Source organism: Clostridioides sp. ZZV15-6388 (genome assembly GCF_020657755.1).
Taxonomy (GTDB): domain Bacteria; phylum Bacillota; class Clostridia; order Peptostreptococcales; family Peptostreptococcaceae; genus Clostridioides.
In genome coordinates this window covers 17,621-43,445 of record NZ_JAGWCU010000012.1, presented here as the reverse complement: position 1 = coordinate 43,445, position 25,825 = coordinate 17,621, and the positions used below count along the sequence as shown (strand labels likewise).

Genomic DNA, 25,825 nt, shown 5'->3' with positions numbered 1-25,825 from the left:
TTTTTAAAGAAACATAAGAAGTTACAAAAATAAATAAAATTAAAATTCTGTGAACAATATATAAACTCCAACTTTGTATATAAAAAAAAATGGGTGAATGTGTAACAATAAATAGTTTAAAATATTTAAGTAGAGTTGCTAATTATGAACTTGGTATAGATTTTAATTTTCATAGTTTAAGACATAAACTTTGCCACCAAAAAACAATTACGGTGGCAAACTGGTGGCAAATCCAACTTTATAACATGATACAAACAGTTGAAACCCTGTTATTCTCTAATAAGTTTAACTACAGTCTCACAATGCGGAGTATTAGGGAACATATCCATACACTTAACCAACTTAATCTCATAACCATAACTCTTAAAATCAACCAAATCAACAACCAAAGACTTAGGATTACAAGAAATATAAACAATCTCCTCTGCACCAAACCCACAAATATCTCTAATAGCATCCTTGTGAATCCCTGGTCTAGGAGGGTCAACAATGATTAAATCAGGCTTATCCTTTAAATCCTTAACAACCTTAGCAACATCTCCAGCAATAAACTCACAATTAGTAAGCCCATTTAACTTAGCATTCTCATTAGCTGCAACAACAGCTTCCTCAACTATTTCAATACCATACACCTTCTTAGCTGCACCAGCCATAACTTGTCCAATAGACCCAGTCCCACTATATAAATCAAATACCACCTTATCATTGTAATTTCCAATAAAATCTCTAGCAATACTATAAAGAACCTCAGCTCCCTTAGTATTAGTTTGGAAAAATGAGAATGGAGAAATCTTAAATTTAAGCCCTAAAATCTCCTCTTGTATATAATCTCTTCCATATAAAACTCTCAACTCATCACATTGAACAGCATCCGCCAGACCATCATTAATAGTGTGAAGTACACCTACCAACTCAGCTTTTAAATTAAGTCCTAAAAGCATGTCCTTAAATTCATTCATATTAAAATCTTCTTGAGAAGAAGTAACTATATTAACCATAATCTCATTAGTATGAATCCCTTTTCTAACTACAAGATGTCTTAAATATCCCTTGTGATTCATTGTTCTATAATAAGGAAGATTTTTTTCATTGAAAAATTCCACACTAGATACTAATACTTTTGAGAAGTCTTCATCAACCAACATACATTCTTCAACAGTTTGTATATCTATATGCTTTCCTTTTTTATGAAGTCCTAATGTTAAAGGTCCATTTTTTACTTCATCTCCAAAAGTATACTCCATTTTATTTCTATAGTACTTGTTTTCAGGACTTCCTTCTATTCCTAAAAATTGAAATCCAAATAAGTCTTGCTTTAAAAATAAATCCATAACTTGTTTTTCTTTTATTTCTAATTGCTTTTCATATGGCACTGATAGTAATGTACATCCTCCACATTCTCTAAAGTGCTTACAAGGTATTTCAGTTTCAAGTGGTGAATGTTCAAGCAACTCCATCATCTTAACTTCTGCTTTTTTGCTTCTAACTTTTTTAACAGCAGCTTTTACCTTTTGACCACTTATCCCGCCCTTCATATGAATAACTCTATCTCCAACTTGGCTTAAAGATGTACCTCCAAACTCCATTTTATCTACTTCAAATTCTATAATATCCTTTTTCTTCACAAATTCTCCTCCAATTTACTATAGTGTCTTTATTATCTTTCTTCAATCAATTTTACTTCTTCATCTGTCAACTCTCTATATTCACCTAACTCTAAACTCTCATCTAACTTTAAATTCCCCATAGACAATCTTTTTAAGTATACTACTTTTTTATCTACACTTTCAAACATTCTTTTAACTTGGTGAAATTTCCCTTCATGTATTGTAAGCTCTATCTCTGATTCCTCATCACTCTTTAATATTTTTAACTGAGATGACATAGTTTTGTACCCATCATCAAGCACTACTCCTTCTGCAAAAGCTTCTATATCTTTTTCAGTCACTATCCCATCAATTTTTGCATAATAAGTCTTAGGCACATGCTTCTTAGGAGATAAAACTCTGTGAGAAAGCTTCCCATCATTAGTTAAAACTAATAATCCCTCTGTGTCCTTGTCTAATCTTCCAACAGGAAATGGCTCAAATGCTAAGTATGATACATCAATCAAATCTAAAACTGTTGGGTCATATTTATCAGTAGTTGCTGATATATATCCATCTGGTTTATTCATCATTAAATATATATATTCTCTATAGATAACTTCTTCTCCATTAAATAGTATTTCATCATTTTCAGTGTCTACTTGAGTTCCTGGATTTGAAACTTCACTTCCATTTACTACTACAGACCCTTGCTTACAGTATTTCTTTATCTCACTTCTGCTTCCATAACCTAAGTTTGAAAGAATTTTATCTATACGTTGCTTCTTAGCCATTAAAAATGTTCTCCATTCTCATAATATTTTTCTTTTTCAAATAATGTAAATGCTAAATCCATACTTTCAACATCTAAATTATTTCTTATGCTATCAGTTATTATTCTTGCTACTATGTCTTGTACTTCTTGTCCTCTATCAAACCATGCTATCTCGACAAAAGGATATACTTCTACTATTTTACCATCTCTTATTGCAACTGATTTTATACATTCTATCTCAAAGTAATCTCTTGGACATTTTACAGCTTCAACTAAATCATCTATCATTTTTTCACTTATTTTACATATATCATTTTCATGAATTCCTCTTATCTTTATCTGTGGCATATTGACTCTCCTTTATTTTAAAACCTTTCTTTATTTTAATTCTTCCTAAATCGTTTCTATTCTTTATTATTCTACCTAATCCTATTATCTTCTATTTAACATTATACTTGTAATTTATAGTTATTACAATTTACTATATACTTTTTTTGATTTAACGTTATAATATAAGTGATGGGTAAATTTTAAAAGTTAATAGGAGGAGTTTAAAATGGCATTAATTACTACAAAAGAAATGTTTAAAAAAGCTTACGAAGGTGGATTTGCTATAGGTGCATTTAACATAAGTGACTTAGAACAATTACAAGGTGTTTTAAAGGCTGCTAAAGCTAAAAATTCTTATGTTATAATACAAGCTTCTATGTCAGCTGTTAAATATGCTGGACCTCATACTTTAGTTGAGATGGTTAAAGCTGCTTCTGATGAAATAGGTGTAGATGTAGCTCTTCACTTAGATCATGGTCCAAATATGGATGCTATTAAAACTTGTATTGATGCTGGTTTCTCTTCAGTTATGATAGATGGATCTCATTTTGACTTTGAAGAAAATGTTAAAATAACTAAAGAAGCTGTTGAATATGCACACTCTAAAGGTGTTGTTGTTGAAGCAGAACTTGGTGTTTTAGCTGGAACAGAAGATGATGTTACTTCTGATGTTCATAAATATACTCAACCTGCTGAAGCAGTTGAATTTGTTGAAAGAACAGGAGTTGATTCATTAGCAATAGCTATAGGAACTTCTCATGGTGCTTTCAAATTCAAAGGAGAAGCTAAATTAAGATTCGACATACTAGAAGAAATCCAAAGTAAATTACCAGGTTTCCCAATAGTTCTTCATGGTGCATCTGCTGTTGACCAAAACGCTGTTGCTACATGTAATGAATTTGGTGGAAATATAGCTGGAGCTAAAGGTGTACCTGTAGACATGTTAAGAAAAGCATCTTCTATGGCTGTTTGTAAAATAAACATGGATACTGACTTAAGACTAGCTATGACTGCTGCTGTTAGAAAATTCTTAGCTGAAAATCCAAAAGAATTTGACCCAAGAAAATACATTGGTGCTGGTAGAGATGCTATACAAGCTGTAGTTGAAAGTAAAATAGATGATGTTTTAGGTTCTGCTAACTCTATAAACTAATATAACTTTTAAATATTTATAAAAGAAAAGAGATGACTTAGAATAATTAAAATTATTTTTAAGCCATCTCTTTTAAGTTGTATATAGGTTATGTATTTAAAATTATATTATATTTATTCAAATTACTCTATTAACTTATTTATTAAACACGAATATATCCACTTTTTATCTTTCTATGTATTGTAGAAGGATATATTCCTATCACTTCGGCTGCCTTTGTTATTGACCCATATTTATTTATAGCTTTACTTATCATTATTTGGTCTACCATTTTATATGCATCATTCAGATTCATAATTCCATTTACCACTATTGGTGATAAATCATCTGATTCGTTATCAATCATATCCAGATTTATAAGCATATTAAATTCATCTTCTCCAATTACGTTTTTGGCTGATAATACTACAAATCTTTCAATAATATTTTTTAACTCTCTTATATTTCCTGGCCAAGAGTATTCTTCCAATAACTCAATAACCTTAGGTGAAACTTCTACTTCTCTATTGTACTTATCATTATAAAGTTTTAAGAAATACTCAACCAATGGAACTATATCTTCTTTTCTTTCTCTAAGTGGTGGTATCTTTACTGGAATAACACTCAATCTATAGTACAAATCTTGTCTAAATTTGAGGTTGTTTCTAAGGTCCTCATGAGAAATATTAGTGGCACTTATATATCTAACATCTATCTTTATAGGTTTACTTCCACCAATTCTAGTAATTGTATTTTCTTGTATAACTCTAAGTAATTTTTTTTGCATTTGCATTGGCAGTTCGCCTATTTCATCCAAGAATATAGTTCCACCATTTGCTTCTTCAAAAAGTCCTTTTTTACCTTTTTTCTTAGCTCCAGTAAAAGAACCTTCTTCATATCCAAAAAACTCTGATTCTAATAATTCATTTGGTATAGCCCCACAGTTTATAGCTATAAAAGGCTTTTCCCTTCTTGAACTATACTTATATATTGTCCTAGCTATAATTTCTTTTCCTACACCTGATTCTCCATTTATAAATATAGAAGAATCTGATGCTGCAGCTCTCTTGACAACTTTTTTTATATTGTCCATAGTCTTACTTTTGCTTATATACTCTGTATCTTCTGATACATCACTATATCTTATCTGAGATTCAAGTTTAATAACCCTTGATATATCTCTTCCTGTAAGTACTCCTCCTGTAAGTTTTCCTTTTGAGTCCCATCTTGGAACAGCTGTATAAGCGATAAGTTTTCCATCAGGATAAACAATATTTCTATAAATCTTTTTCTTTACCTTAAGCATATTTAATATTATTGGTTCTTCAACTAATCCCTGTCTGACAAGATCTGTTATATTTCTACCAAGTACTTCAGTTCTTTTAAAAGGTAAAATCTCATCACTGACAGTATTCATCTTTTCAATTACCCCATCTTTGTTAAATACAACGACAACTTCATCTATATGTTCTATTATATCCTCAACTACTTTGTCAGATATTACAGACTTCTCAAATAAATAAACTATGTTATTTTCATTATCATTATCTTTCATATTATAAATATGTGCAGTCATTCTTAATTCTCTAAAAGCTATTTTCTTTTTATTATTCACCAGTATATCTTTTTTGTCAAAATTTGAATCTAATTCATTTATATTTTTAGGTCTTTTTATATCGAGAAAACTAAAAATATTATCTATTAGATGATTACAGTATATTATTTCGCCTGACTCTTTACATAAAATAGCTGGATTTTCTACATATTCTATAAACCCTATCAAATTATTATCCATTAATATTCGCACCTTTCATTAAGTAATTTATTGAACTACATACAAAATTTATTGTTTGCTTACAATAAATACTATTAGCACATACAACCAACTCCTTATTTGTCTTTTTTTAATATCTTCCTTCATTAAAATACAACTTACAGATAATTTTAATGGTCATAGTTTGTTAAAAATTTCATTTTGCTTTTAATTGTATTTTATCACATATTCAGTAATTATTTGTCTATTTAACACAATTTAATTAAAATTAGTGCTTATTTTTGAAAATAAAGATAATCCTTATAGAATACGACTCACATTTTGTAAGTAATATACATATAAGGATTATCTAGATATCTTGTATTATAAAATTTTATTCAAACAGACTTTTTAATAACTGACAAATACGATTTAGCAATAACCATATTATGTAATAATATTTATGTTACTAACTAATAAGGCTTATTTCATCAGTAGTATTTAGGTACTTGTTACCTATTAAGCTTTTATAGCTTCTAATAAATCATCAACGCTATCTAATTTATCTATAAGCATTGGAACTATTTCATGTAAGTCTCCAACTACTCCATAATCAGCAATTTCTAATATTGGAGCTGCTGGGTTTTTGTTTATAGCAATTATGAAATCTGATGATTGCATACCTGCTAAATGTTGTATTGCTCCTGATATACCACAAGCTATGTATAGGTTTGGTTTAACAGTAGTTCCTGTTTGACCTACTTGGTGAGAATGGTCTATCCATCCAGCATCTACAGCAGCACGAGAAGAACCAACTACTCCACCTAATTTGTCAGCTAATTGTTTAAGCATTTCAAATCCTTCAGGTCCACCTAATCCTAGACCACCTGATACTATAACATTTGCATCTGTAAGAGATACTAAATCTTTTTTACTCTTAACTGTTTCTAAAACAGTAGTTCTTATATCATCTTGAGTTATTTTGTAGTCTAATGCTATAACTTCACCAGTTCTTGTTTCGTCTTTTTCAGCTTTATCCATAACGCCAGGTCTAACTGTAGACATTTGAGGTCTATGGTTTGGACAAATGATTGTAGCCATTATGTTTCCACCAAATGCTGGACGAGTTTGTTTTATTTTCTTATCTTCTGGGTCTATTTCTAATTTAGTACAGTCTGCTGTTAATCCAGTTCCTACTCTTGAAGCTATTCTAGGTGCTAAGTCTCTACCTATATGAGTTGCTCCGAAAAGCATTATTTCTGGTTTTATTTCATCTATTGCATCTTTTATTACTTTTGTATATGCATCAGTTGTATATTTTTCTAAAAGAGCATCATCTGCAACATAAACTTTATCAGCTCCATAAGAAATTAATTCTTTAGCTAATCCATCAACATCTTTTCCTAATAATACTGCACAAAGTTCTGCATCTACTTCTTTAGCTAATTTTCTTCCTTCTCCTAATAATTCGATAACTACTGGAGTTATTTTTCCATCTCTTTGCTCTGCAAATATCCATACGTTTTTATAAGAACTTAAATCTTTTATATCATTCATAGTTTGTACTCCTCCAACTTATATAATGTGCTTTTGTTTTAGACCTATTATTATTTTGTTAGCTATTTCGTCAGCTTTACCTTCTAAGATTTCTCCTTTTCCTCTTGGCTCAGGAGTAAATGATCTAAATACTTTAGTTGGTGATGCTTTTAAGCCAACTTCTTCTTTATTTACGTCTAAATCATCAATTGTCCAAACTTTTACATCATGTTTATATGCTTTAACTATTTTATCAACAGACATATATCTAGGTGCATTTAATTCTTTTACTGCTGTTAAAAGTACAGGTGTACTTACTTTAATTAATTCATATCCATCTTCTAATTGTCTTTGAACTATTATGTCTTTTCCTTCTATTTTGAAGTCTTGTACATATGTAACTTGAGGAATGTCTAGTTTTTCTGCAATTTGTGGTCCAACTTGTGCAGTATCTCCATCTATTGCTTGTCTTCCTGCAAATATTATATCATAATCGCCTATTTTAGATATTCCTGCTGCGATAGTATTTGATGTAGCCCAAGTATCAGCTCCTCCAAATGCTCTATCACTTAATAATATTGCATCATCAGCCCCCATAGCTAAACACTCTCTTAGCATAAAATCTGCTTGAGGAGGTCCCATTGTTATAACTGTTATAGTTACATCATCATGCTCATCTTTAATTTTTAATGCTTCTTCTAATGCATTTGCATCATCTGGGTTTAATATACTAGGAACCCCATCTCTTATAAGAGTACCTGTTTCTTTATTTATTCTTACTTCGTTAGTATCTGGAACTTGTTTTACGCAAACTAATATTTTCAAAGTCTATACCTCCAATTTCATTAGATTATTTATTATTTTAATACGTTTGATGAAATTACCATTTTTTGAACTTCTGATGTTCCTTCGTATATTGATACGATTCTAGCGTCTCTGTAAATTCTTTCTATTTCATAATCTTTTATGAATCCATATCCACCGTGAAGTTGTAATGCTTTATAAGCAACTTCATTTGCAACTTCTGCTGCATAGTATTTAGCCATCGCAGATTCTTGAGCAACTCTCATTCCTGCATCTCTCTTTTGTGCTGCGTCATAAACTAATCCTCTAGCTGCACAAACTTTTGTTTCCATATCAGCTATAGTAAATTGAGTATTTTGGAATTTAGCTATAGGTTTACCAAATTGAACTCTTTGTTTTGTATATTTAACAGCTTCATCTAAAGCACCTTGAGCAATTCCTAAAGCTAAGGCAGCAACACCTATTCTACCTACTTCTAAAGTACCCATTGCTATTTTAAATCCATTACCTTCTTTTCCTATAAGGTTTTCTTTTGGAACTTTAACGTTTTCAAATATTAAGTCAGAAGTTTCAGTTCCTCTTATACCCATCTTATCTTCATGAGCTCCTGTTGAGAAACCATCCCATTTGCTTTCTACTATAAATGCTGATGTCCCTCTAAGACCTTTAGATCTATCTGTAACTGCTATTACTATAGCTATATCGCAGAATGGTCCATTAGTTATGAAAGTTTTTCTACCATTTAATATGTAGTGGTCTCCTACTAATTCTGCTGTTGTTTGTTGTCCACCAGCATCAGAACCAGCTCCTGGCTCAGTTAAACCAAATGCTCCTATTAACTCACCTGTTGCTAAACCTCTTAAGTATTTTTGTTTTTGCTCTTCAGTACCATTGTAAAGTATTGGTAATGTAGCAAGAGAAGAACCAGCTGTTACAAAAGTAGCTGTTGAAGCACATCTTCTAGCTATTTCTTCCATTATGATAGCGTAAGAAACATAACCTGCTCCCCCTCCACCATATTCTTCTGGGATATTACTGCTTATAAATTTTGTCTCAGCTAATTTTTTGATTAATTCCTTAGGCATTACACCTGTTTTATCCATTTCTGCTGGTAAAGTATCTAATTCTTTACTAACAAAATCTCTTACTGCTTTTCTTAAAAGTTCTTGCTCTTTGTTATATAACATAGCTTCCTCCAATTTTCATATTTTATAGTAAATTTATTTTAATGAACTTAAGCTAAACTCATCATCTCAGCAAATGTTTGAATACGAGTTCTTGCTTGTTCATTATTCTGAGTTTGTTGGTCAATTTCAACATATAAAGTAGGTATTCCACTATCTTCTATATCTTTCTTAACTAAAGGATAATCGTATTCTTCTGGGTCACAGAATTTCATCATACAGAAGATAACACCATCTACATCTTTCTTTTTAACTTCATCTACTATAAGTGACCCACGTTTTTTCTTAGGGTCATAAGCTAATGAACAACCTTCTATGTTTGACCATTGTCTTGCTAATCTTTCTAATGCATCATCACCTGCAGGTACATCTGTTCTGAATTGTCTTGTTTCTTGAGCTAAATCATCTGCTACTACTGCTATATTATTGTCTTCTAAAATATCTAATATATCTTTAGAATCCGCTAATATACCTGTCAATAAAACTTTCTTTCCAGAACAGACTTCTTCTGGCATTGCGTTTAATTTTGCTATTAAATCTTTTACTAATTTAGTGTGTTCTTCTTTTCTCATAAAGAATCCACTTTTAATTACTAAGCTTCTTATTGATGGTTTTATAGTATTAGAATGTTTATAAGCTACTTCAACAAAGTCTCTCATAGTTTTTCTATGTTCATTGTAAATTTCTATACTGTCATGAATTTTTACTTCTTCTATTTCATAACCACATATTTCTTCAAGTTCTCTTTTTACACCTTTGTACTCACTGATTAGGTATTTTACACCAGCTTCAAGTTTTCTGTTTTGTGGGTGTACTAATGATATATATTTTATGTGAGGTACTGCTGATTTCCAGTTTTGTCCTAAACAAATTAATGTGTCACACATACCTGGTATGATAACTCCAGATAATTCATCATATGCACCTTTTAATCCATATTCTAGACATGATTGCATTATTGAACATGCAAATGCAGGGAAATATTGTTTAGCTAAATCTAATTCTGTTTGTCCACCCCATATACCAACTGGAAGCATTCCAGCTGCATGTATAATTTCTTCTGGGCAATAAACTGGGAAACAACCTATAGCTTTTTTACCAGTTGCATTTTTATATTCTTTTACAGCCTTATTTGGATTTTCAACTACTTCTTTCATTTTAGATAAAATAGCTTCCATTATATCTCACCTCTATTAAGTTTTTTTCTTTCTTCCATTACTTCAACTAAACCTTGAATTCTTGTTTCAAATTGAGCATTAGTAAAGGCTCTAGGATCTGCTTGGTCACCATCAAATCCAGCATATGGTAATCCAGTTTCTTCAGCTGCTCTTCTTTGCATTTCATATTGTATTAAACTCATAAGTTTACAGCTTCTGTTCATATGATAGAATGCTCCATCACATTTACCCTCTACTAAAGAATCAACTCTATATTTTGTCATACGGTCTAAGTTTACATTGTTAAACATAGTACTGTATGCTACTGCCATTCCATCTAAATCATTAACTTCATATTGTAATGCCCAAGCATGTGGGTAAACACTACCTGTCATATTAACTCCAAATTTAGCTAATGTTTTCATTTTATATCCAATATATGGCCAGCAAGGTATACCTTCCATCATTATTCTGTATTTTTCTTCTCCTCTAAAAGAAGATTTTCCAGTTTTCATGTTGTCTTCTAACTCTTCTATAAGTAGTTTAAATGCTTCTGTAGTTTCTTTTTTACCTCTAGCGCAAACTATTACAGCCATGTAAGTAAATAAATCAAATCCATTCATTGGTGAAGGAGAAGAATCTGCTGGTAAACTCATAGAATATTTCCATAATCTTCCATTTTCAGCTGATATTTTCATTACTTCTTCAAATTTCTTAGGGTCAAATTTCTTTCCTGATATAACTTCTAATTGTTTTATAGCTTCTTCAAATTGAGCTTTTATATAGTCTATTCTTGATTGAGTTACTTCATCTTCATTATTGAAAGTTGTATCAATCATTATTAAAGGTATATCCAATTCTCTTGAAATATTTTCATACCATTTTATAACTTGATTACATATATTATTACAGCAAAGTAGGAAATCTGGAGCTGGCATATCTAAAGCTTCGCATCCACCATTTTCTAAAAGACCAAAGTTTGTTCTTGCATATGCACATAGGTCGATAGAATATCCTTTAGATTCAGCCATTTCACATAATTCTAAAGAACCTTTTTTAGCCGCTACCCCAGCTGCTTGATTTTCTGGATATAATACATTTAAGTCAAATACTTCTGCTAACTCTTGAGGAAATACTGATGTTGACCAACCTACAGGTCTTCCTTCTTCTTTAGCTTTAAATGCATTTGCATATTGTTCAGCTAATAAATCGTTTATTACTACTCTAGCTTCTTTTTTTTCAGACATTGTCATCCCTCTTTTTATATATTTTTCACTTCTTTTTGTGATTCTTTTGCTTCATCAAAAGCATATAATGCTGCTCCTAAAGCACCAGTTAATTGAGGTATATCAGGTACAATAATTTCTGTATTGATTTCTCTTGCCATAGCTCTTACAATTCCACTATTTCTGGCAACTCCACCAACCATTACTACGTTTCTTTGTACTCCTATTCTTTTTGCTAGGCTAGAAACTCTCTTTGCTACTGAAGTGTGAATACCTGCTACTATATCTTCAATTTTTGCATTTTCTGATAAGTGTGATATAACTTCAGATTCTGCAAACACTGTGCATGTACTACTTATTGATACTTCATTTTGAGAATTCATAGATATACTTCCGAGTTCAGATACATCAACCTCTATTATTTTTGCCATTACATCTAAAAATCTTCCTGTACCTGCAGCGCATTTGTCATTCATAAGAAAGTTTAGTAATCTTCCATTCTTATCTAGCTTTAGTACTTTAGCATCTTGACCACCTATATCAATAATGGTTCTTGTCTCTGGAATTATGAAGTTTACTCCTCTAGCATGACAACTTAACTCACTTATCTGTTTGTCAGCATCAGAATATTTCATTCTCCCATACCCTGTAACTACTATTTTCTCAATGTCTTCTCTTGCAAGACCTGACTCACTATATAATTTTTCCAAAACTCTTGATGGTCCAGTAGTCCCAGTACCAGAAGATATAGTAGCTGAAGCCACAATATCCTCTCCATCTTTTAAAATTACTCCCTTTGATGCAGTTGAACCTATATCTAATCCCATTGTATACATCTTTAGTATTCTCCTTTCCCAAAATCTAGAAATACTAATTAGTATCTTACAACTTTATCTTCTTTTAAGTTATTTATTTTTGATTCGTCATAGCCTAAAGTTTTTAATACTTCTATAGTATGTTCCCCTACTTTTGGTGCTGGTGTATAATCTTTTATTCCTTCATTTCTAAACATAACTGGAGTATTAACTAAAACACCTGTATTTCCACTATCATATGTCTTCTTAAATAAGAAGTCATTTGCCCAAGCTTGTTCATCATCTAGTAAATCTTCACAGCTTTGGATTTTTTCAAATGGTAAGTCTGCTTCTTCTAATAGAACTGACCACTCATCTAATGTTTTTTCTAACATAGCTTCTCCAACTATCTTAACTAAATCTTCAATGTGATTAACCATTGAATCTATGTTGTTGTATCTGTCATCTTCTAATATATACTCTCTATTTATAACCTTACAGAATTTGCCTAACCACTTGTTGTATTGTATTAAAGCTAATTGAATCCATCTTCCATCTTTACATTTATATGTAGTCATTAATGGGCTGTTTGGATTTTCTCTTGATAAAGGCATTTCATTTCCGTATTGTGCTGTTGTTATCATTGTTCCCATTCCATATATAGCTGTATGGAAAAGACTTACTGTTACTCGCTCACCTTTACCAGTTTGACCTTTTTTATGTAATGCTGCTAAACTTCCTGCTGCTAATGCTAGACCTGCATAGTGGTCACCAAATCCTGCTGCTGTATTTGCTGGAGATGTTCCTTTTTCCATTACAGATTGGCTAACTCCTCCTCTTGCAAAGTATGCAGTATAGTCAAATCCTGGTTTATCTTTTAAAGGTCCTTTTTCACCATATCCTAATATTTGAGAGAATATTAATCCTGGATATTTATCTTTTATTTGGTCATAAGCTATACCCATTTTTTCTAATGCTTGAACTCTAACATTAGTTACAAATATATCTGCTTCTGATAATAACTTATGTAATATTTCTACTCCTTCTTTTGATTTTATATTAATACTTACACCCTTTTTATTTCCATTTTCTAATTCAAACATAGGGTTTTCATCATCTGATGCTGGAGATTTAAATGTTCCACCCATAACTCTTATTCCATCACCTTCTATAGGTTCAATCTTAATAACCTCTGCACCCCAGTCACCTAACATTTTTGCACAACATGGTGCTGCGATGAAACTTGAAAGTTCTACTACTTTAACTCCTTCTAAAAGCATAACGTTTTCCTCCTTAATAGTATCAATTATAAAATTTCGATTAAATCACTCATAAAATACTTTTTTCTGATATTAACTATTTGATGTCAAAGTTCCTAATCTTATCTAAAATAACTTAAAATTTATTAAAATTATTTTTTATTGTTTTATTGTCTTACACCTATATTGTTAAGCATTTATCGTGCCAACTTTATATTTAATCAAAATATCGCTTGATTTGAATGTTTTTTAACAATATACAATTGCATTATTAATTCCATTTCGTGGCATCATGCAACTCTCCATTGCATTTTGCTATTTTTCCCATGCATTTAAAAGTTTTTTTTATATATTTTTTTATGAAAAAGCTTGACATTTCAAAAAAAATTTTCATTGCTAAACTCAAAAACACATGTTATCATTGTAATTAATCAGCAAGTTAGTTAACTAATTTCAGACTTAGATAATTTTTTAATAATATTTAATCTAAAAAATAACAATTTCTTTGATAAATTTTTAAAGCAATTATTCTATTAAATAAAAAATGACTAGATATAAAAATGACACAGGGAAAACAATTTCAAAACTAAATTTTTAACCTTAAAAATTTTGTACAAAAAATATAGCCTTATATTGCTACATATTATTTCTAAATGAAAGATTACCATATAATTTAATAATTACAGGAGGGTATTGATATGAAAATACTAGTATTTGGAGCACGCGATTATGAAGAACCAGTAATAAAACAATGGTCTGAAGAGCATAAGGATGTTCAAGTGGATATTTATCCTGAAAACATGACTGAAGAAAATATCACTAAAGCTAAAGGATATGATGGTATATCTATACAACAAACTAACTATATAGATAATCCTTATATCTATGAAACTTTAAAAGATGCTGGAGTTAAAGTTATAGCTTCAAGAACTGCAGGGGTTGACATGATAGATTTTGATTTAGTTAATAAAAATGAACTTATTGTTACAAATGTTCCTTCTTATTCACCTAATGCAATAGCTGAATTAGCTGTTACTCAAGCTATGAACCTTTTAAGAAAGACTCCTTTAGTAAAGAAAAAAGTCTGTGAAGGTGACTATCGTTGGATAGCTGAACTTCTTGGAACAGAAGTTAGATCTATTACAGTTGGTGTTATAGGTACAGGAAAAATAGGTGCTACTTCTGCAAAATTATTCAAAGGCTTAGGAGCTAATGTAATTGCATTTGACCAATATCCAAATAAAGATTTAAATGATATATTAACTTATAAAGATTCTTTAGAAGACCTTCTTAAAGAAGCTGACCTTATAACATTACATACTCCTTTACTTGAAGGAACAAAACATATGATAAATAAAGATACTTTGGCTATAATGAAGGATGGAGCTTACATAGTAAACACTGGTCGTGGTGGTTTGATTAAGACAGGGGACTTAATAGAAGCACTAGAAGCTGGAAAAATAAGAGCTGCTGCCCTTGATACATTTGAAACTGAAGGATTATTCTTAAATAAAAAAATGAACCCAGGTGAATTAACTGACCCAGAAATAAACAAACTTCTTTCTATGGAACAAGTTATATTTACTCATCACCTTGGATTCTTTACTAGTACAGCGATAGAAAATATAGTTTATTCTAGTTTAAGTAGTGCTGTAGATGTTATAAGCACAGGAACTGCTGCTAACAGAGTAAATTAGTATTTTATAAATATATTTTTTCATTAATTAGCTATTATCTAACAAAATAGCCTTTAATTTCCCAAATATAAGAGAGTCTATTCAATATACATTGAGTATGACTCTCTTATATTATTTTTCTTCTTTTATATTATTTGCATACACCTACTATTTATTATATTTTATATCGAATTTACAACCATCTTTATAATCATCCTATTAATTTATCCTAATTACAATCTACTTTTCCATCAAAAGACTTTGAATGGGTACAATTCACTTTTTACCAGAAAAATACCAAACAAACTATGAAAATTGTATGATTAATATTAATATATTTATAAGAAAACATTACAAGAATGCTAGTTTAGGATTTTTGAGGAGGGATTATATTGGAAAAAATAAACAAAGCTACTTCTAAAAAGACGACCTGTATCGTCACTTCAGCGTTATTTGCATCTATAATATGTTTGACAATAGCTTATATATTACATATTCCAGTTGGTGGAAACAACGGATATGTTCATATAGGAGATGCCTTTATTTATCTAGCTGCAACTATTTTACCAACAAACTATGCTATAGCGGCCTCTGCAATAGGCGCTGGTCTAGCTGATTTATCTACAGGAGCTGCAATATGGGTAATACCAACTATAATTATAAAGCCAATACTTGTATTATTTTTCACTTCTAAAAGTGACAAGATAATAAACAAAAGAAATATAATTGCTTCATTTGTAGCAGGCATAGTAGGTCTAGTTTTATATATGTTTGCTGAGGGAATAATTATTGGAAGCTTTACGAGTGCTTTCGTAATGAGTTTACTTGGTTTGTTACAACCAATAGGAAGCTTTATTGTGTTTGTACTTCTAGGGATTGCACTTGATAAACTTGATTTTAAAAGACGTTATTTTAACTAAAGACTTAAATTTATGGAGGGAAAATTATGAATATCTTATATACAATTGAAAACAGTATCTATGTAAATATAACTAATACATGTCCATGTAGCTGTGTGTTTTGCATAAGAAATGAAAAAGACGAAGTAGCAAATAGTGGTAGCTTATGGTTAGAACACGAACCAAGTATTGATGAAGTAAAAGAAGCCTTTGACAAATATAATTTAGATGAATATGATGAAATTGTATTTTGTGGATATGGTGAACCACTAATGAGAATAAATGAATTAATAGAAGTTGCTAAATTTATAAAGGAAAAAAGTAATATCAAAACAAGAATAAATACAAATGGTCTAAGCGATTTAATACACAATAAAAAAACTGCTATCATGTTAAAAGATGTAATAGATGCAGTATCAATAAGTCTTAATGCTCCAAATAAAGAAGCTTATAATAGAGTTACTCAACCAAAATTTGGAGAAAAATCATTTGACTATATGTTAGATTTTGCAAGAGATTGTAAAAAATATATAAAAGAAGTTGCTTTTTCAGTGGTAGATGAAATATCTCCAGAAGAAATAGAAGAATCTAAACAATTGGCAAAAGAACTTGATATACCATTAAGAATTAGACATAAGAACTAACAAGTAAAATTACAAAAAATTAAGAATCACCTGAATGGTATTTCAGGTGGTTCTTCCTCTTGGATTAACATTTCACAAAATAGATTTCATACCAAACCAAGAATGTATAAATCGTCCAAATCTTTCTCCAACTATCGGAGTTTCCACCAATGTAGTCATCAAAAATCTCATTAATCTCATCTACATTAAAGAATTCCTCTGCCATCTCACTGTGGAATTTATCTCGAATATCCTGGTTATACTGCTCATCAGCCATCCATATACGAATTGGAACAATAAACCCCAACTTATTTCTGAAAGCAATATCTTCTGGCAATACTTTTGCTGCAGCTGTACGGAAGGCAATTTTGTTCTGTTCTTCTTTTACTTTATATTCTGATGGCATTCTTGATGCAATATCAAAGATTCTTGTATCTGTAAGAGGCATTCTGATTTCCAATCCAGCTGCAGTGCTCATTTTATCTACATTAAAATAGATGTCTCCTTCCAGCCATATCTGAATGTCTACATTTGACATGTTAGTAAATGCATCTAGTTCTTCTGTTTCTTCATAAATTCTTTTTACCAGTTCAACAGGAAGCACATCAGGGTTGTATTTCTTAAGAATTTTTTGCTTCTCTTCTTCATTCATAATGTTCGTATTTCCAATATAAAATGTATTCAGATTCTCTCCATAACATTCTGCCTTATGGTATACATTATATCCACCAAAGAACTCATCTGCTCCTTCTCCAGAGTAACAAAGCTTCGTGCGCTTAGCTGCTGCCTTGCATCCAATTGCAAAAACAATAGCAGATGCATCCCCAATTGGCTGCTCCATATGGTACATCACATAAGGTACTGTCGAAAAATATTCTTCAGGTGTAATTATATGTCTGGAATTCCTACGTCCAAGAATATCAGCTGTCTGATTTGCTAATTTTGATTCATCAAACCACTCTTCCTCATAACCACATGAATCTGTTGTTTCTATATCTGACATTGCCAGCACATAAGATGAGTCAACACCTCCTGATAGGAATAACACTGCACTCTCATCATCTGATTTCACCTCTAGCATAATATTCTGAAGTGTTGTATGAATTTCATTTGCCCATTCCTTGAGAGACTTGTTGTAGTCAGGGTGAAACTCAGGCTTCCAATAATGCTCAACACGTACTGTTCTCCTCTGATAGATAAGGTAATGTCCCGGCATAAGCTTCTTCACCCCTCGGAAGAATGTGTTTTCACCTGCCACATATGTAAAAGACATATACATCTGTAGCATTTCTTCATTTAGCTCTTTCACAAATCCTGGTTGTTCCATAATCTTACGAATAGATGAACCATAGAGAAGCTCTCCATTTGCTGTCTCATAATAATAAAAAGGCTTCACTCCAAACTGATCTCTTAGACAGAAGAGTCTCTTTTCCACATTATCCCATAATGCAAAGGCAAACATCCCATGCATGTGATTTGCCATATCATATCCCCAGGTCTCGTATGCTTTCACTAAAATTGCTTGTTCACGTTCCTCTCTAGATAGTGAAGAATCGATTCCAAGTTCTTCACAGAGTACTTTCCAGTTTCGAATATGTCCACTATATTCTAGAATTTTTATCATATGTGTATCTTTTTGTGTTAAATACTTTTCTTCCAAATTTATCATATGTGTATCCTTTCGTATTAAACATTTGTCTTCTGAATTTATTGGATGTTTTTAGATTATTTATTCGCTTATATTGAGATAATACTATTGGTTCACAGTCAGCTAATATGTTCTTTCTTAAGGTCACCAATATAATTATCAACTATTATCAGTGTTATAACATTGAATTTTTTATTCTTCATAAGTATTGTCTGCCCTTATATTATCAGATAAATACAATATATATTACTTTACTTACATATTCTTTAAGAAATTCTGAAGATTTTATAAAGTTTTATATAATATAAAATATTTTTTATGAATGGCCATTCAAGATGCAAAAAAGGCAGAACCTATATAAATACCTTGAAAAATCAAAGTAATATATTCGATCCTGCCTGCATTACCAGTAACATGTCTTTCATTTATACTCTTTTGTACCATCATATTAACATTTACCTGAAATCGCTATCAATACTTTTTAAATTTCCGATATTTTTTTAGTAACAATATCTTTATAATTCATTTTTTATATCAATTAAAGCAATAATAACCATCCACCAATTAATATCAGAATTGAACCTGGTATTTTCTCTTTTATATTTTCTTTAAATATAAAGTGAGCAAGTATTAAAGTTATTATCATAGATACTTGAGAAAATGGTTCTGCTATACTGAGTTCTAAATTATTTAAAGCAATTAATAATGCTAGATAAGAATACCCATTAATAGCACCACTTAAAATCGAAAGTCCTTTCTTATTACTAAAAATTTCATAGATTACTTTTTGTTTCTTTTTAAATGCTAAAAAAACAAATAGATTTAATCCGACAAAAAAGTAAAGTATCGTTGAATACAGTATAGGAGATACTTGAACATAAAATGCCTTATCTAATACCCTTCCTACGGATTGAAAAAATATGTACAAAAACATCAATCTACATGGTAGATTATTTAAAATGGCAGATGCATTTTTTAATAAAGAGCTTACATTTTTTAATATAAATACTCCACCAATCATAATTATAATTCCTGCAACTTTTCCTAAACTAAAACTTTCACCTAAAAATACAACTGATAAAAGTAATAGAAATAGTGAGTTTAAACTGTTTATTGGAGTGACAAGTGAAACTTCACCAGTTGCTAGAGATGTTACATATGCTACTGACCCAATTGAATAAACTAAGCTACTTATATAGCATGGTAGTAAAAAAGACCAATCTCCAACTTTACTCGTTATACTAAATGGTAGTAAACATACTCCACCTATAAAGAAAAATAAAAATGATGAAGCTATATTTTTATAAATATCACCTTCTTCATCACCTAATAATCTTACAACTACTCTTTCAAAGGCTAATAGCACTACTCTAATTAATAGTGCAAAATAAGATATTATCATTTTTGACCTCACTTAAAAATTAATCTGACTTACTGAATATACTTACTAAATCTCATTATTATAAATCAAATCTACCATATGGGCAAATCTTTTGGGTTTTTCAATGTCTTATGTTTAAATACAGGAACCTTAAGCTTTTCTCCTAATTTACGACATTGTTCTTTATAAGCGCCCTTTAACTTATCATGAAAAACTATACCATCAATTCCACCATCAATACTGTCTACACACTTTTCTAATTTTTCAAATCCATCTTCATTATCATACATTCCACTTACAATCCATTGATTTGGTAATACATGTCCAATTGATATATTGTATTCTCTATTTTTTATAATATCTGCAAAAGAATTTTCAAAGTGAACTCCTCCTACACACAGTAAAGTTTTTATAGACTCATCTTTATCAAATACTCTAATTAGAGATTTCGATAATACTTGTATTGCCGTCTTATTATTAAAACTATTACTATTACTTCCTATCTCAATATCTAACATAGGTACAGAATATTCTGTAATTAATTTAGATACTTCCCCATATGTAGTTCCAGACCAGTGAGTTGCTTCTGTTAATGTAGTGAATTCATCAAGAGAGTTTTCATTTTTTATATCTTCAATTGCATTAATTAAGTTTCTAAAATATTTTGGATTTGAATTTCCAAACTCGCCTGTTGGTACATCTCCAATAGTATGAGCTGTTAGAATATTTGCTGGAGCATTCTCTCCTTCATGCCAATTCACAACTCCTGCAAAATCAAAATCTTTGAAATGCTTATTTAAAATTGGCAGATAATATTTATAATCATGACTTATTACATTTTCCGTTTTTACAAACTGGAATAAGTTATTGTTTTTATCTATAAATTCTAATACAAAATTATCATCAACAATAATATCAGTCTGCTTTAAATCCATTACTTCCTCACAACAGTTAATTACATTCTTAGCCACTGGGTCTTTATCTAAATTATTACAAAAGAAGAAAACTGCTTTTTTGTTATTCATCTATAAATCACACTCCTATTATTCAAATACTAAATACTCTCATACTTAAAATCATCTAAATATCACTATATACTCCATTCAATTATTATACATAATATACTACCATACTTATTTTAGCTACACCTCTACCTGAGTTTCTATATATATGTGATACATCAGCTTTAAATCTTATAGAATTTCCACTAGATACAATATAATCCTCTCCATTTATTTTAATAGTTATTTCACCACTAAAAACTGTAATAAACTCTTGAGTTCCTGGAAGTTCAGCATTTGAATCCAATGTTCCACCCTCTTCTATCTCAATCATAAATATTTCAAATCTTCTTTTAGAATCAAATGGAAATATCGGATAACTTACATATTTTCCATCATCCTCAATAAAGTGGTCTACATCCTTTTTATCAACCAATTCTATATCACTTTCTTGTCTTTCCATCAATGATGTAAATGATATTTTTAATCCATTCGTTATTTTCTTGATAGTAGATATAGTTGGATTCACTTCACATTTTTCAATTTGAGACAACATACTCTTACTTACCCCACTAAGTTGAGAAATTTTATCTAAGCTAAGATGTTTTTCTTTCCTTATCTTTTTTAAATTCTCAGCAATTATTTCATTTAAATTCTGCATAAATTCACCTCTAATATACTTATATAATCCTAAGTATATTTAATTATTTTATCTAAAGACAGTAACTTATCTTAAAATATTTTATTCGATATACTGTACATTATGTTTAATATATAATATTTTTTTAGAAATGTAAATACTATTTTGAAATTTCCTTTAAAAATGAGCAAATAAAAAAGCCAGTAGCCCATATTTTTTTAAGCTACTAGCTTTTATTATCATAAAATTATATTTTTATATTTTAACTATAAAACTTAGATGCTCCTATCAGTTGTCTTTTGGAAACAATCTTAGCTAGATTAGCTAATGAAGATATTTTTATATCCTTAAAAGAAACTAAAAATACAAACTTAAAATCAGTGAATTCTTGATTTATATTATATATATCAAAATAGCATCTCAAATTATCAAATAGGTAATTTTCTTGCAAATCTGCCTCTATTTCATCAGTAGCATCTTTTAAATATGCTCTTACATCTTCAAATAAGACATTGAAATAAGACTCATCTATTTCCTCACCTAATTCTTCTAATATTTCTTCTATATCTAAATCATCCATATCAAAAGAATTTCCTGTTAATTGACAATCAAACACCAATATATTCTCCTGATTTATAGTATTTGATATATCTTGTACATATTCAAAGTCTGGACGTAATTCTAAAATATCTTTTATCTCACTACTCTTTACATGAATTTTTCCTTTTCTGTTTTCTAGTTTTAAATCTATCATATGCTCCCCCTTTCAATTTATAAGTCTTTTAATTACTTTGTTCTATAATCTTTTTAATATCTATCCAGTTATTAACTCTAATTATGTTTTGATGTTCAATATCTTTATTATAGTTAGTATCTAAAAGTATTACTTTAACACCTGCATCAGCTAATTGGACTGAGTTTAAAGGGTTATCTTCTATAAAGATATCACAACTCAGTTCTCTTGCCTTTTCAACTTTATAATCACTTCCTAATAAGTAAACATCTATATCTAAAATTCCTTGTCTAATTAACCAGTTTTTAGTTACATCAGTTAAGCATTCATGTCTAGCAGTTACAAAATATAAATTATGCCCCTTAGATAATTCATCTATTACTTCAATAGCTCCTTCTACAATTTCTGCTTCATCATATGAATGTACATACTTATCATTAAATTCTGTATATACATCCCTTATTCCTGAACCATATAATTCTTCCCAATTGTGAGTTATACACTCTGACTCTGTAATGTTTTTATTGAAGATATCATTTAGGTATGGAAGAAAATGATAAGGACTAGTTATTGTTCCATCTATATCAATACATATATTTAATTTGTTCATTTTTACCTCCATGTAACATTTATTGATTTTATTAATCAAATATTATAGCACAGCTTTAATTATAAATCAAAATCACATATATGACTATACCTATATAATACCAAAAAGCTTGCATATTTAAGCAAGCTTTTTGTAAATTTTACATTTTCAACTAATATATAAGTTTTTCTAAAGTTGGTTCTACTCCAAATTGTGTTTTTAGTTCTCTATATTCATTTAATGCTTTTTCATTATTTATTTTAGTTTTTATCGCTCTTATCATTAAATTTTTTGGTGTATCTAATGGGGATATGTATTCTACCACAGAAGTATCGTATCCATTTCCTTCTAACAATAACGTTCTTAAACCATCAGTTATTAAGTCTGCAAATCTAGCTTTAAATACTCCATGTTTTAATATTGGTTCCATAGCTTCATATTTATATTGTCCTAATAACTCCTTATGACAGCATGGTACTACTACTATAGCTTCTGACTTTGCTCTAATCCCTAGTCCTATAGCCATATCTGTTGCTGTATCACAAGCATGTAAGCTTATTACAAGGTCAACATCTCTATTAGGTGTATAATTAGTTAAATCCTCTTTTATAAATAACATATTTTTATAGCCTAAATTTTTAGCCATCTTCTTTGAAGCTTCTATAACTACATCTGAATAATCTATTCCTATAAAATAACAGTTTTTCTTTAATACTTCTTTTATATAGAAGTTTAGTACAAAACTTAGATATGATTTACCACAAGCACAATCTAATATTGTTATACAGTCTTTGTCTTTTATTTCTTTTAAAATATTGTCTATAAGCTCCACAAAGTGGTCTATTTGATTATACTTTCTTATTTTATCGTTTTTTATTTTACCATCTTTTGTAAGTACTCCAATTTCTTTTAAAAGTGCATTTGCTTGTCCTACTTTTACATAGTACTCTCTGTTTTTTATTTGAGATGCTGTAAATTCATCTATTTTTGGTACTTCTTCTTTATTATCTAGATACTTTACATTTACTTTTTTATTGTCTCCTTCTATTACGACAATAGTACCTCTTTCAATATATCTAAATACTAGTGCATCATAATTTTCAGCTTCTTTAGATATACTTTTTAACAATTCACTAAATGTATATAACTCTGATTTACCTTTAAAATTAAATTTGTACTTACCTTCTTCTTCTGTTGCAATTCCTTTAAATTCTTTTCTTCCTGATTTAAAAACTACTTCTAATTCAATAAAAAAATCTTCATTTTCAAGGTTTCTCTGAGTAATCCCCATAAAAAACATATTTAGTTTTCCTATACTCTGCTTATTCATCCTAATCTCCCTTTTAACTTATCTCTTTAACTCTTATTAATCAATCGTATTTGACCCATCTATTTCTTCATTTAAATCATTCAATCTATTTTTAAAACTTTCTATCTGCTTATCTGATAAATCAAGATACTCAGTTATCTTGCCTATATATTTAGGACTTTTAGTATTTATTAATTTTAAGGCACTATCCATAGACTTTTGTCTAAGTTCATATGCCTTTTTTACATCATCTCTAGCACTACTTAATACCTTTGTATATTCATCCTTAGAAAGTTCTGGGATTTGCATATTCTCATATTCTTCTATAACTTCTTTACATTTATTTCTAGCATTTGTAACATCTTTTTTTATACTAGATAATTTAGTTATATTTTTTGCAATATCCTTAGTATAAGGTATACATTCTCTCATTGGTACTAAAGCTACTCTTTCTATATTATAAATTTCTTTCTTGAAAATTCCTATACTTTCTAGGTCTATTTTTTTAATATCTTCACTATCATTTTCTTTACTTATATAATTATCATTGTTTTCTTCAGTATTTCCTTGTTTTTCTGATTCACTATTTGTTGAAGTATTTCTTTCTAAATCATTATTCTTTATTACATCTTGTTTGTTTTCTTCTTTATTATTATCTGTACTTTGTGTATTTTTATCTTGTTTATTATCTACTTTTTTGTTGTTGGATTCTTTACTATTTTTTTTATCTTGTTTTAAATCACTATCTTCTTTTTCATTAAAATTTGATACATATTTTTCATCATATGTCTCATCAGAAATATAATTATGATAATACATAGATTCTTTTATCTTATTAAGTCCACTCATATAGATGTTACTTATCATTATTGTTGTAGCTAACACTACATAAATACTACTGTAGATACAAGACCTCTTAAAATTCTTGTAATTTCTGAATATCACTATCAAAGGAATAAGATATAAAAATATAAAAACTAATATCCACCTCATAAATCGTGTCTCCTTTCTCAAAACCGAAATCCCTCAAATATTTATTTTTAATCGTGTATCTTATAGTATTTACCAATTTATGTTTTTTAATCGTGAACTTTTATTAAATTAAATTCTGTATAATCACAAGATGCTAATATATATTCAACTCCATTTCGAATCCCTTTTAGACCCATTTTAAAAGACTCTTTACCATGCAAGTGACCATAAATCACCTTTTCAACATTATATTCTTCATATAATTTTGTAAACAAAGACTCCTCTAACCTATCATTTGTAGGAGGATAATGAGTGATTACTATTATTTTAGAATAACCTTTTTTATGGGCAGACTCTAATGACAGCCTTAATCTATTTTCTTCTCTTTTATAAACTTTTTCATCCGTCTCATCAAATTTAACATCATTAGGACATATCCAACCTCTGCCTCCACAAATTGCATAATCTCTATATTCATAGAAATTTGTTTGAATAAAACGCATATTTTCATATAGCTTATTCAAACTTGTAACTGTTGTCCACCAATAGTCGTGATTTCCCTTTATAAGTATTTTTTTACCTGGAAGTTCATTTATTATGTCTAAATCTTTTTTAGCTTCTGATAAATTAATTCCCCAAGACGTATCTCCTAATACTAATACTACATCTTCCTCTGTAACAACCTCTTTCCAATTATCTATAATCTTTTTTTCATGACCATCCCAATTACTGCCAAAGATATTCATTGGCTTATTTACTGATGTTGAAAAATGTAAGTCACCTATTGCATATAAACTCATAACATCATTCCTTCCTTG

General features: G+C 29.7%; 24 protein-coding genes. 4 read left to right on the top strand and 20 right to left on the bottom strand.

The annotated features are described in order from the left end of the window. Window positions 1–269: 269 nt before the first annotated feature. Genes rlmD through KGF48_RS09560 form a run of 3 tightly spaced genes read right to left on the bottom strand, consistent with a single transcriptional unit; the run spans window position 270 to window position 2,709 of the window. Window positions 270–1,625, bottom strand: coding sequence for a 23S rRNA (uracil(1939)-C(5))-methyltransferase RlmD (gene rlmD, locus KGF48_RS09570; RefSeq protein ID WP_227829331.1), 1,356 nt, complete (start codon window positions 1,623–1,625; stop codon window positions 270–272). 32 nt (window positions 1,626–1,657) lie between these two features. Further along, on the bottom strand, window positions 1,658–2,380 hold the full coding sequence (locus tag KGF48_RS09565) for a pseudouridine synthase (protein ID WP_227867977.1): 723 nt from the start codon (window positions 2,378–2,380) through the stop codon (window positions 1,658–1,660). Next, on the bottom strand, window positions 2,380–2,709 hold the full coding sequence (locus tag KGF48_RS09560) for a DUF1904 domain-containing protein (protein ID WP_227829329.1): 330 nt from the start codon (window positions 2,707–2,709) through the stop codon (window positions 2,380–2,382). The genes KGF48_RS09565 and KGF48_RS09560 overlap by 1 nt, the downstream gene beginning before the upstream one ends. 208 nt (window positions 2,710–2,917) lie before the next feature. Between KGF48_RS09560 and fba the strand changes: the two genes are divergently transcribed. Continuing rightward, window positions 2,918–3,844, top strand: coding sequence for a class II fructose-1,6-bisphosphate aldolase (gene fba / locus KGF48_RS09555; RefSeq protein ID WP_227867976.1), 927 nt, complete (start codon window positions 2,918–2,920; stop codon window positions 3,842–3,844). Window positions 3,845–3,986: 142 nt separating this feature from the next. Here the strand turns inward: fba and KGF48_RS09550 are convergent, their stop codons facing one another. From KGF48_RS09550 to hadA, 8 genes are all read right to left on the bottom strand, one after another. Next, window positions 3,987–5,618 (bottom strand): sigma 54-interacting transcriptional regulator, encoded by a 1,632-nt coding sequence (locus KGF48_RS09550; RefSeq protein ID WP_227867975.1) that lies wholly within the window; start codon window positions 5,616–5,618, stop codon window positions 3,987–3,989. A gap of 477 nt (window positions 5,619–6,095) precedes the next feature. Continuing rightward, on the bottom strand, window positions 6,096–7,133 hold the full coding sequence (locus tag KGF48_RS09545; RefSeq protein WP_227435443.1) for an electron transfer flavoprotein subunit alpha/FixB family protein: 1,038 nt from the start codon (window positions 7,131–7,133) through the stop codon (window positions 6,096–6,098). 18 nt (window positions 7,134–7,151) lie between these two features. Further along, window positions 7,152–7,937, bottom strand: coding sequence for an electron transfer flavoprotein subunit beta (gene etfB, locus KGF48_RS09540; RefSeq protein WP_227829325.1), 786 nt, complete (start codon window positions 7,935–7,937; stop codon window positions 7,152–7,154). A 32-nt stretch (window positions 7,938–7,969) separates the two neighbouring features. After that, window positions 7,970–9,103 (bottom strand): putative isocaproyl-CoA dehydrogenase AcdB, encoded by a 1,134-nt coding sequence (acdB, locus tag KGF48_RS09535; RefSeq protein ID WP_227829324.1) that lies wholly within the window; start codon window positions 9,101–9,103, stop codon window positions 7,970–7,972. A 47-nt stretch (window positions 9,104–9,150) separates the two neighbouring features. Then, complete coding sequence (gene hadC / locus KGF48_RS09530) at window positions 9,151–10,278, bottom strand: (R)-2-hydroxyisocaproyl-CoA dehydratase subunit beta (RefSeq protein WP_227867974.1); 1,128 nt, start codon at window positions 10,276–10,278, stop codon at window positions 9,151–9,153. Beyond that, entirely contained in the window at window positions 10,278–11,504 is a 1,227-nt protein-coding gene (gene hadB, locus KGF48_RS09525) for a (R)-2-hydroxyisocaproyl-CoA dehydratase subunit HadB (RefSeq protein ID WP_227452795.1), read from the bottom strand. Before hadB ends, hadC begins: the two co-directional genes overlap by 1 nt. Before the next feature lie 14 nt (window positions 11,505–11,518). Beyond that, a complete protein-coding gene (hadI, locus tag KGF48_RS09520) occupies window positions 11,519–12,319 on the bottom strand; it encodes a 2-hydroxyisocaproyl-CoA dehydratase activator HadI (protein WP_227829322.1) in 801 nt (266 codons plus the stop codon). A 38-nt stretch (window positions 12,320–12,357) separates the two neighbouring features. Continuing rightward, entirely contained in the window at window positions 12,358–13,557 is a 1,200-nt protein-coding gene (gene hadA, locus KGF48_RS09515; RefSeq protein ID WP_227838902.1) for an isocaprenoyl-CoA:2-hydroxyisocaproate CoA-transferase HadA, read from the bottom strand. Window positions 13,558–14,234: 677 nt separating this feature from the next. On the opposite strand from hadA, the gene KGF48_RS09510 reads away from it, so the two are divergent. The 3 genes from KGF48_RS09510 to KGF48_RS09500 all read left to right on the top strand — a co-directional run bounded on the left by KGF48_RS09510 (window position 14,235) and on the right by KGF48_RS09500 (window position 16,755). Then, window positions 14,235–15,233: a D-2-hydroxyacid dehydrogenase gene (locus tag KGF48_RS09510; protein WP_227829320.1), complete on the top strand. Its 999-nt coding sequence runs from the start codon at window positions 14,235–14,237 to the stop codon at window positions 15,231–15,233. Between the two features lie 371 nt (window positions 15,234–15,604). Further along, window positions 15,605–16,132, top strand: coding sequence for a TIGR04002 family protein (locus KGF48_RS09505; RefSeq protein ID WP_227838903.1), 528 nt, complete (start codon window positions 15,605–15,607; stop codon window positions 16,130–16,132). A gap of 26 nt (window positions 16,133–16,158) precedes the next feature. Beyond that, entirely contained in the window at window positions 16,159–16,755 is a 597-nt protein-coding gene (locus KGF48_RS09500) for a TIGR04100 family radical SAM protein (protein ID WP_227838904.1), read from the top strand. A gap of 64 nt (window positions 16,756–16,819) precedes the next feature. Here the strand turns inward: KGF48_RS09500 and asnB are convergent, their stop codons facing one another. The 9 genes from asnB to KGF48_RS09455 form a co-directional block, all read right to left on the bottom strand. Then, window positions 16,820–18,403, bottom strand: coding sequence for an asparagine synthase (glutamine-hydrolyzing) (asnB, locus tag KGF48_RS09495; protein ID WP_227867973.1), 1,584 nt, complete (start codon window positions 18,401–18,403; stop codon window positions 16,820–16,822). Between the two features lie 517 nt (window positions 18,404–18,920). Continuing rightward, window positions 18,921–19,784, bottom strand: a complete 864-nt coding sequence (locus KGF48_RS09490) for a GRP family sugar transporter (RefSeq protein WP_227838906.1) — start codon at window positions 19,782–19,784, stop codon at window positions 18,921–18,923. A gap of 71 nt (window positions 19,785–19,855) precedes the next feature. Beyond that, window positions 19,856–20,788 carry a D-aminoacyl-tRNA deacylase gene (locus tag KGF48_RS09485; protein WP_227838907.1) on the bottom strand — a complete coding sequence of 311 codons (933 nt, stop codon included), beginning with the start codon at window positions 20,786–20,788 and terminating at the stop codon, window positions 19,856–19,858. 85 nt (window positions 20,789–20,873) lie between these two features. Further along, complete coding sequence (locus tag KGF48_RS09480) at window positions 20,874–21,425, bottom strand: helix-turn-helix domain-containing protein (RefSeq protein WP_227829315.1); 552 nt, start codon at window positions 21,423–21,425, stop codon at window positions 20,874–20,876. Window positions 21,426–21,666: 241 nt separating this feature from the next. Next, complete coding sequence (locus KGF48_RS09475; RefSeq protein ID WP_054272357.1) at window positions 21,667–22,158, bottom strand: hypothetical protein; 492 nt, start codon at window positions 22,156–22,158, stop codon at window positions 21,667–21,669. 28 nt (window positions 22,159–22,186) lie between these two features. Then, window positions 22,187–22,747 carry a 5' nucleotidase, NT5C type gene (locus KGF48_RS09470; RefSeq protein ID WP_227838908.1) on the bottom strand — a complete coding sequence of 187 codons (561 nt, stop codon included), beginning with the start codon at window positions 22,745–22,747 and terminating at the stop codon, window positions 22,187–22,189. 151 nt (window positions 22,748–22,898) lie between these two features. Then, window positions 22,899–24,056 (bottom strand): class I SAM-dependent methyltransferase, encoded by a 1,158-nt coding sequence (locus KGF48_RS09465; protein ID WP_227867972.1) that lies wholly within the window; start codon window positions 24,054–24,056, stop codon window positions 22,899–22,901. A gap of 36 nt (window positions 24,057–24,092) precedes the next feature. Continuing rightward, window positions 24,093–25,028, bottom strand: coding sequence for a hypothetical protein (locus tag KGF48_RS09460; protein WP_227867971.1), 936 nt, complete (start codon window positions 25,026–25,028; stop codon window positions 24,093–24,095). Between the two features lie 86 nt (window positions 25,029–25,114). After that, window positions 25,115–25,807, bottom strand: coding sequence for a metallophosphoesterase (locus tag KGF48_RS09455; RefSeq protein WP_227829311.1), 693 nt, complete (start codon window positions 25,805–25,807; stop codon window positions 25,115–25,117). Between the last annotated feature and the right edge of the window lie 18 nt (window positions 25,808–25,825).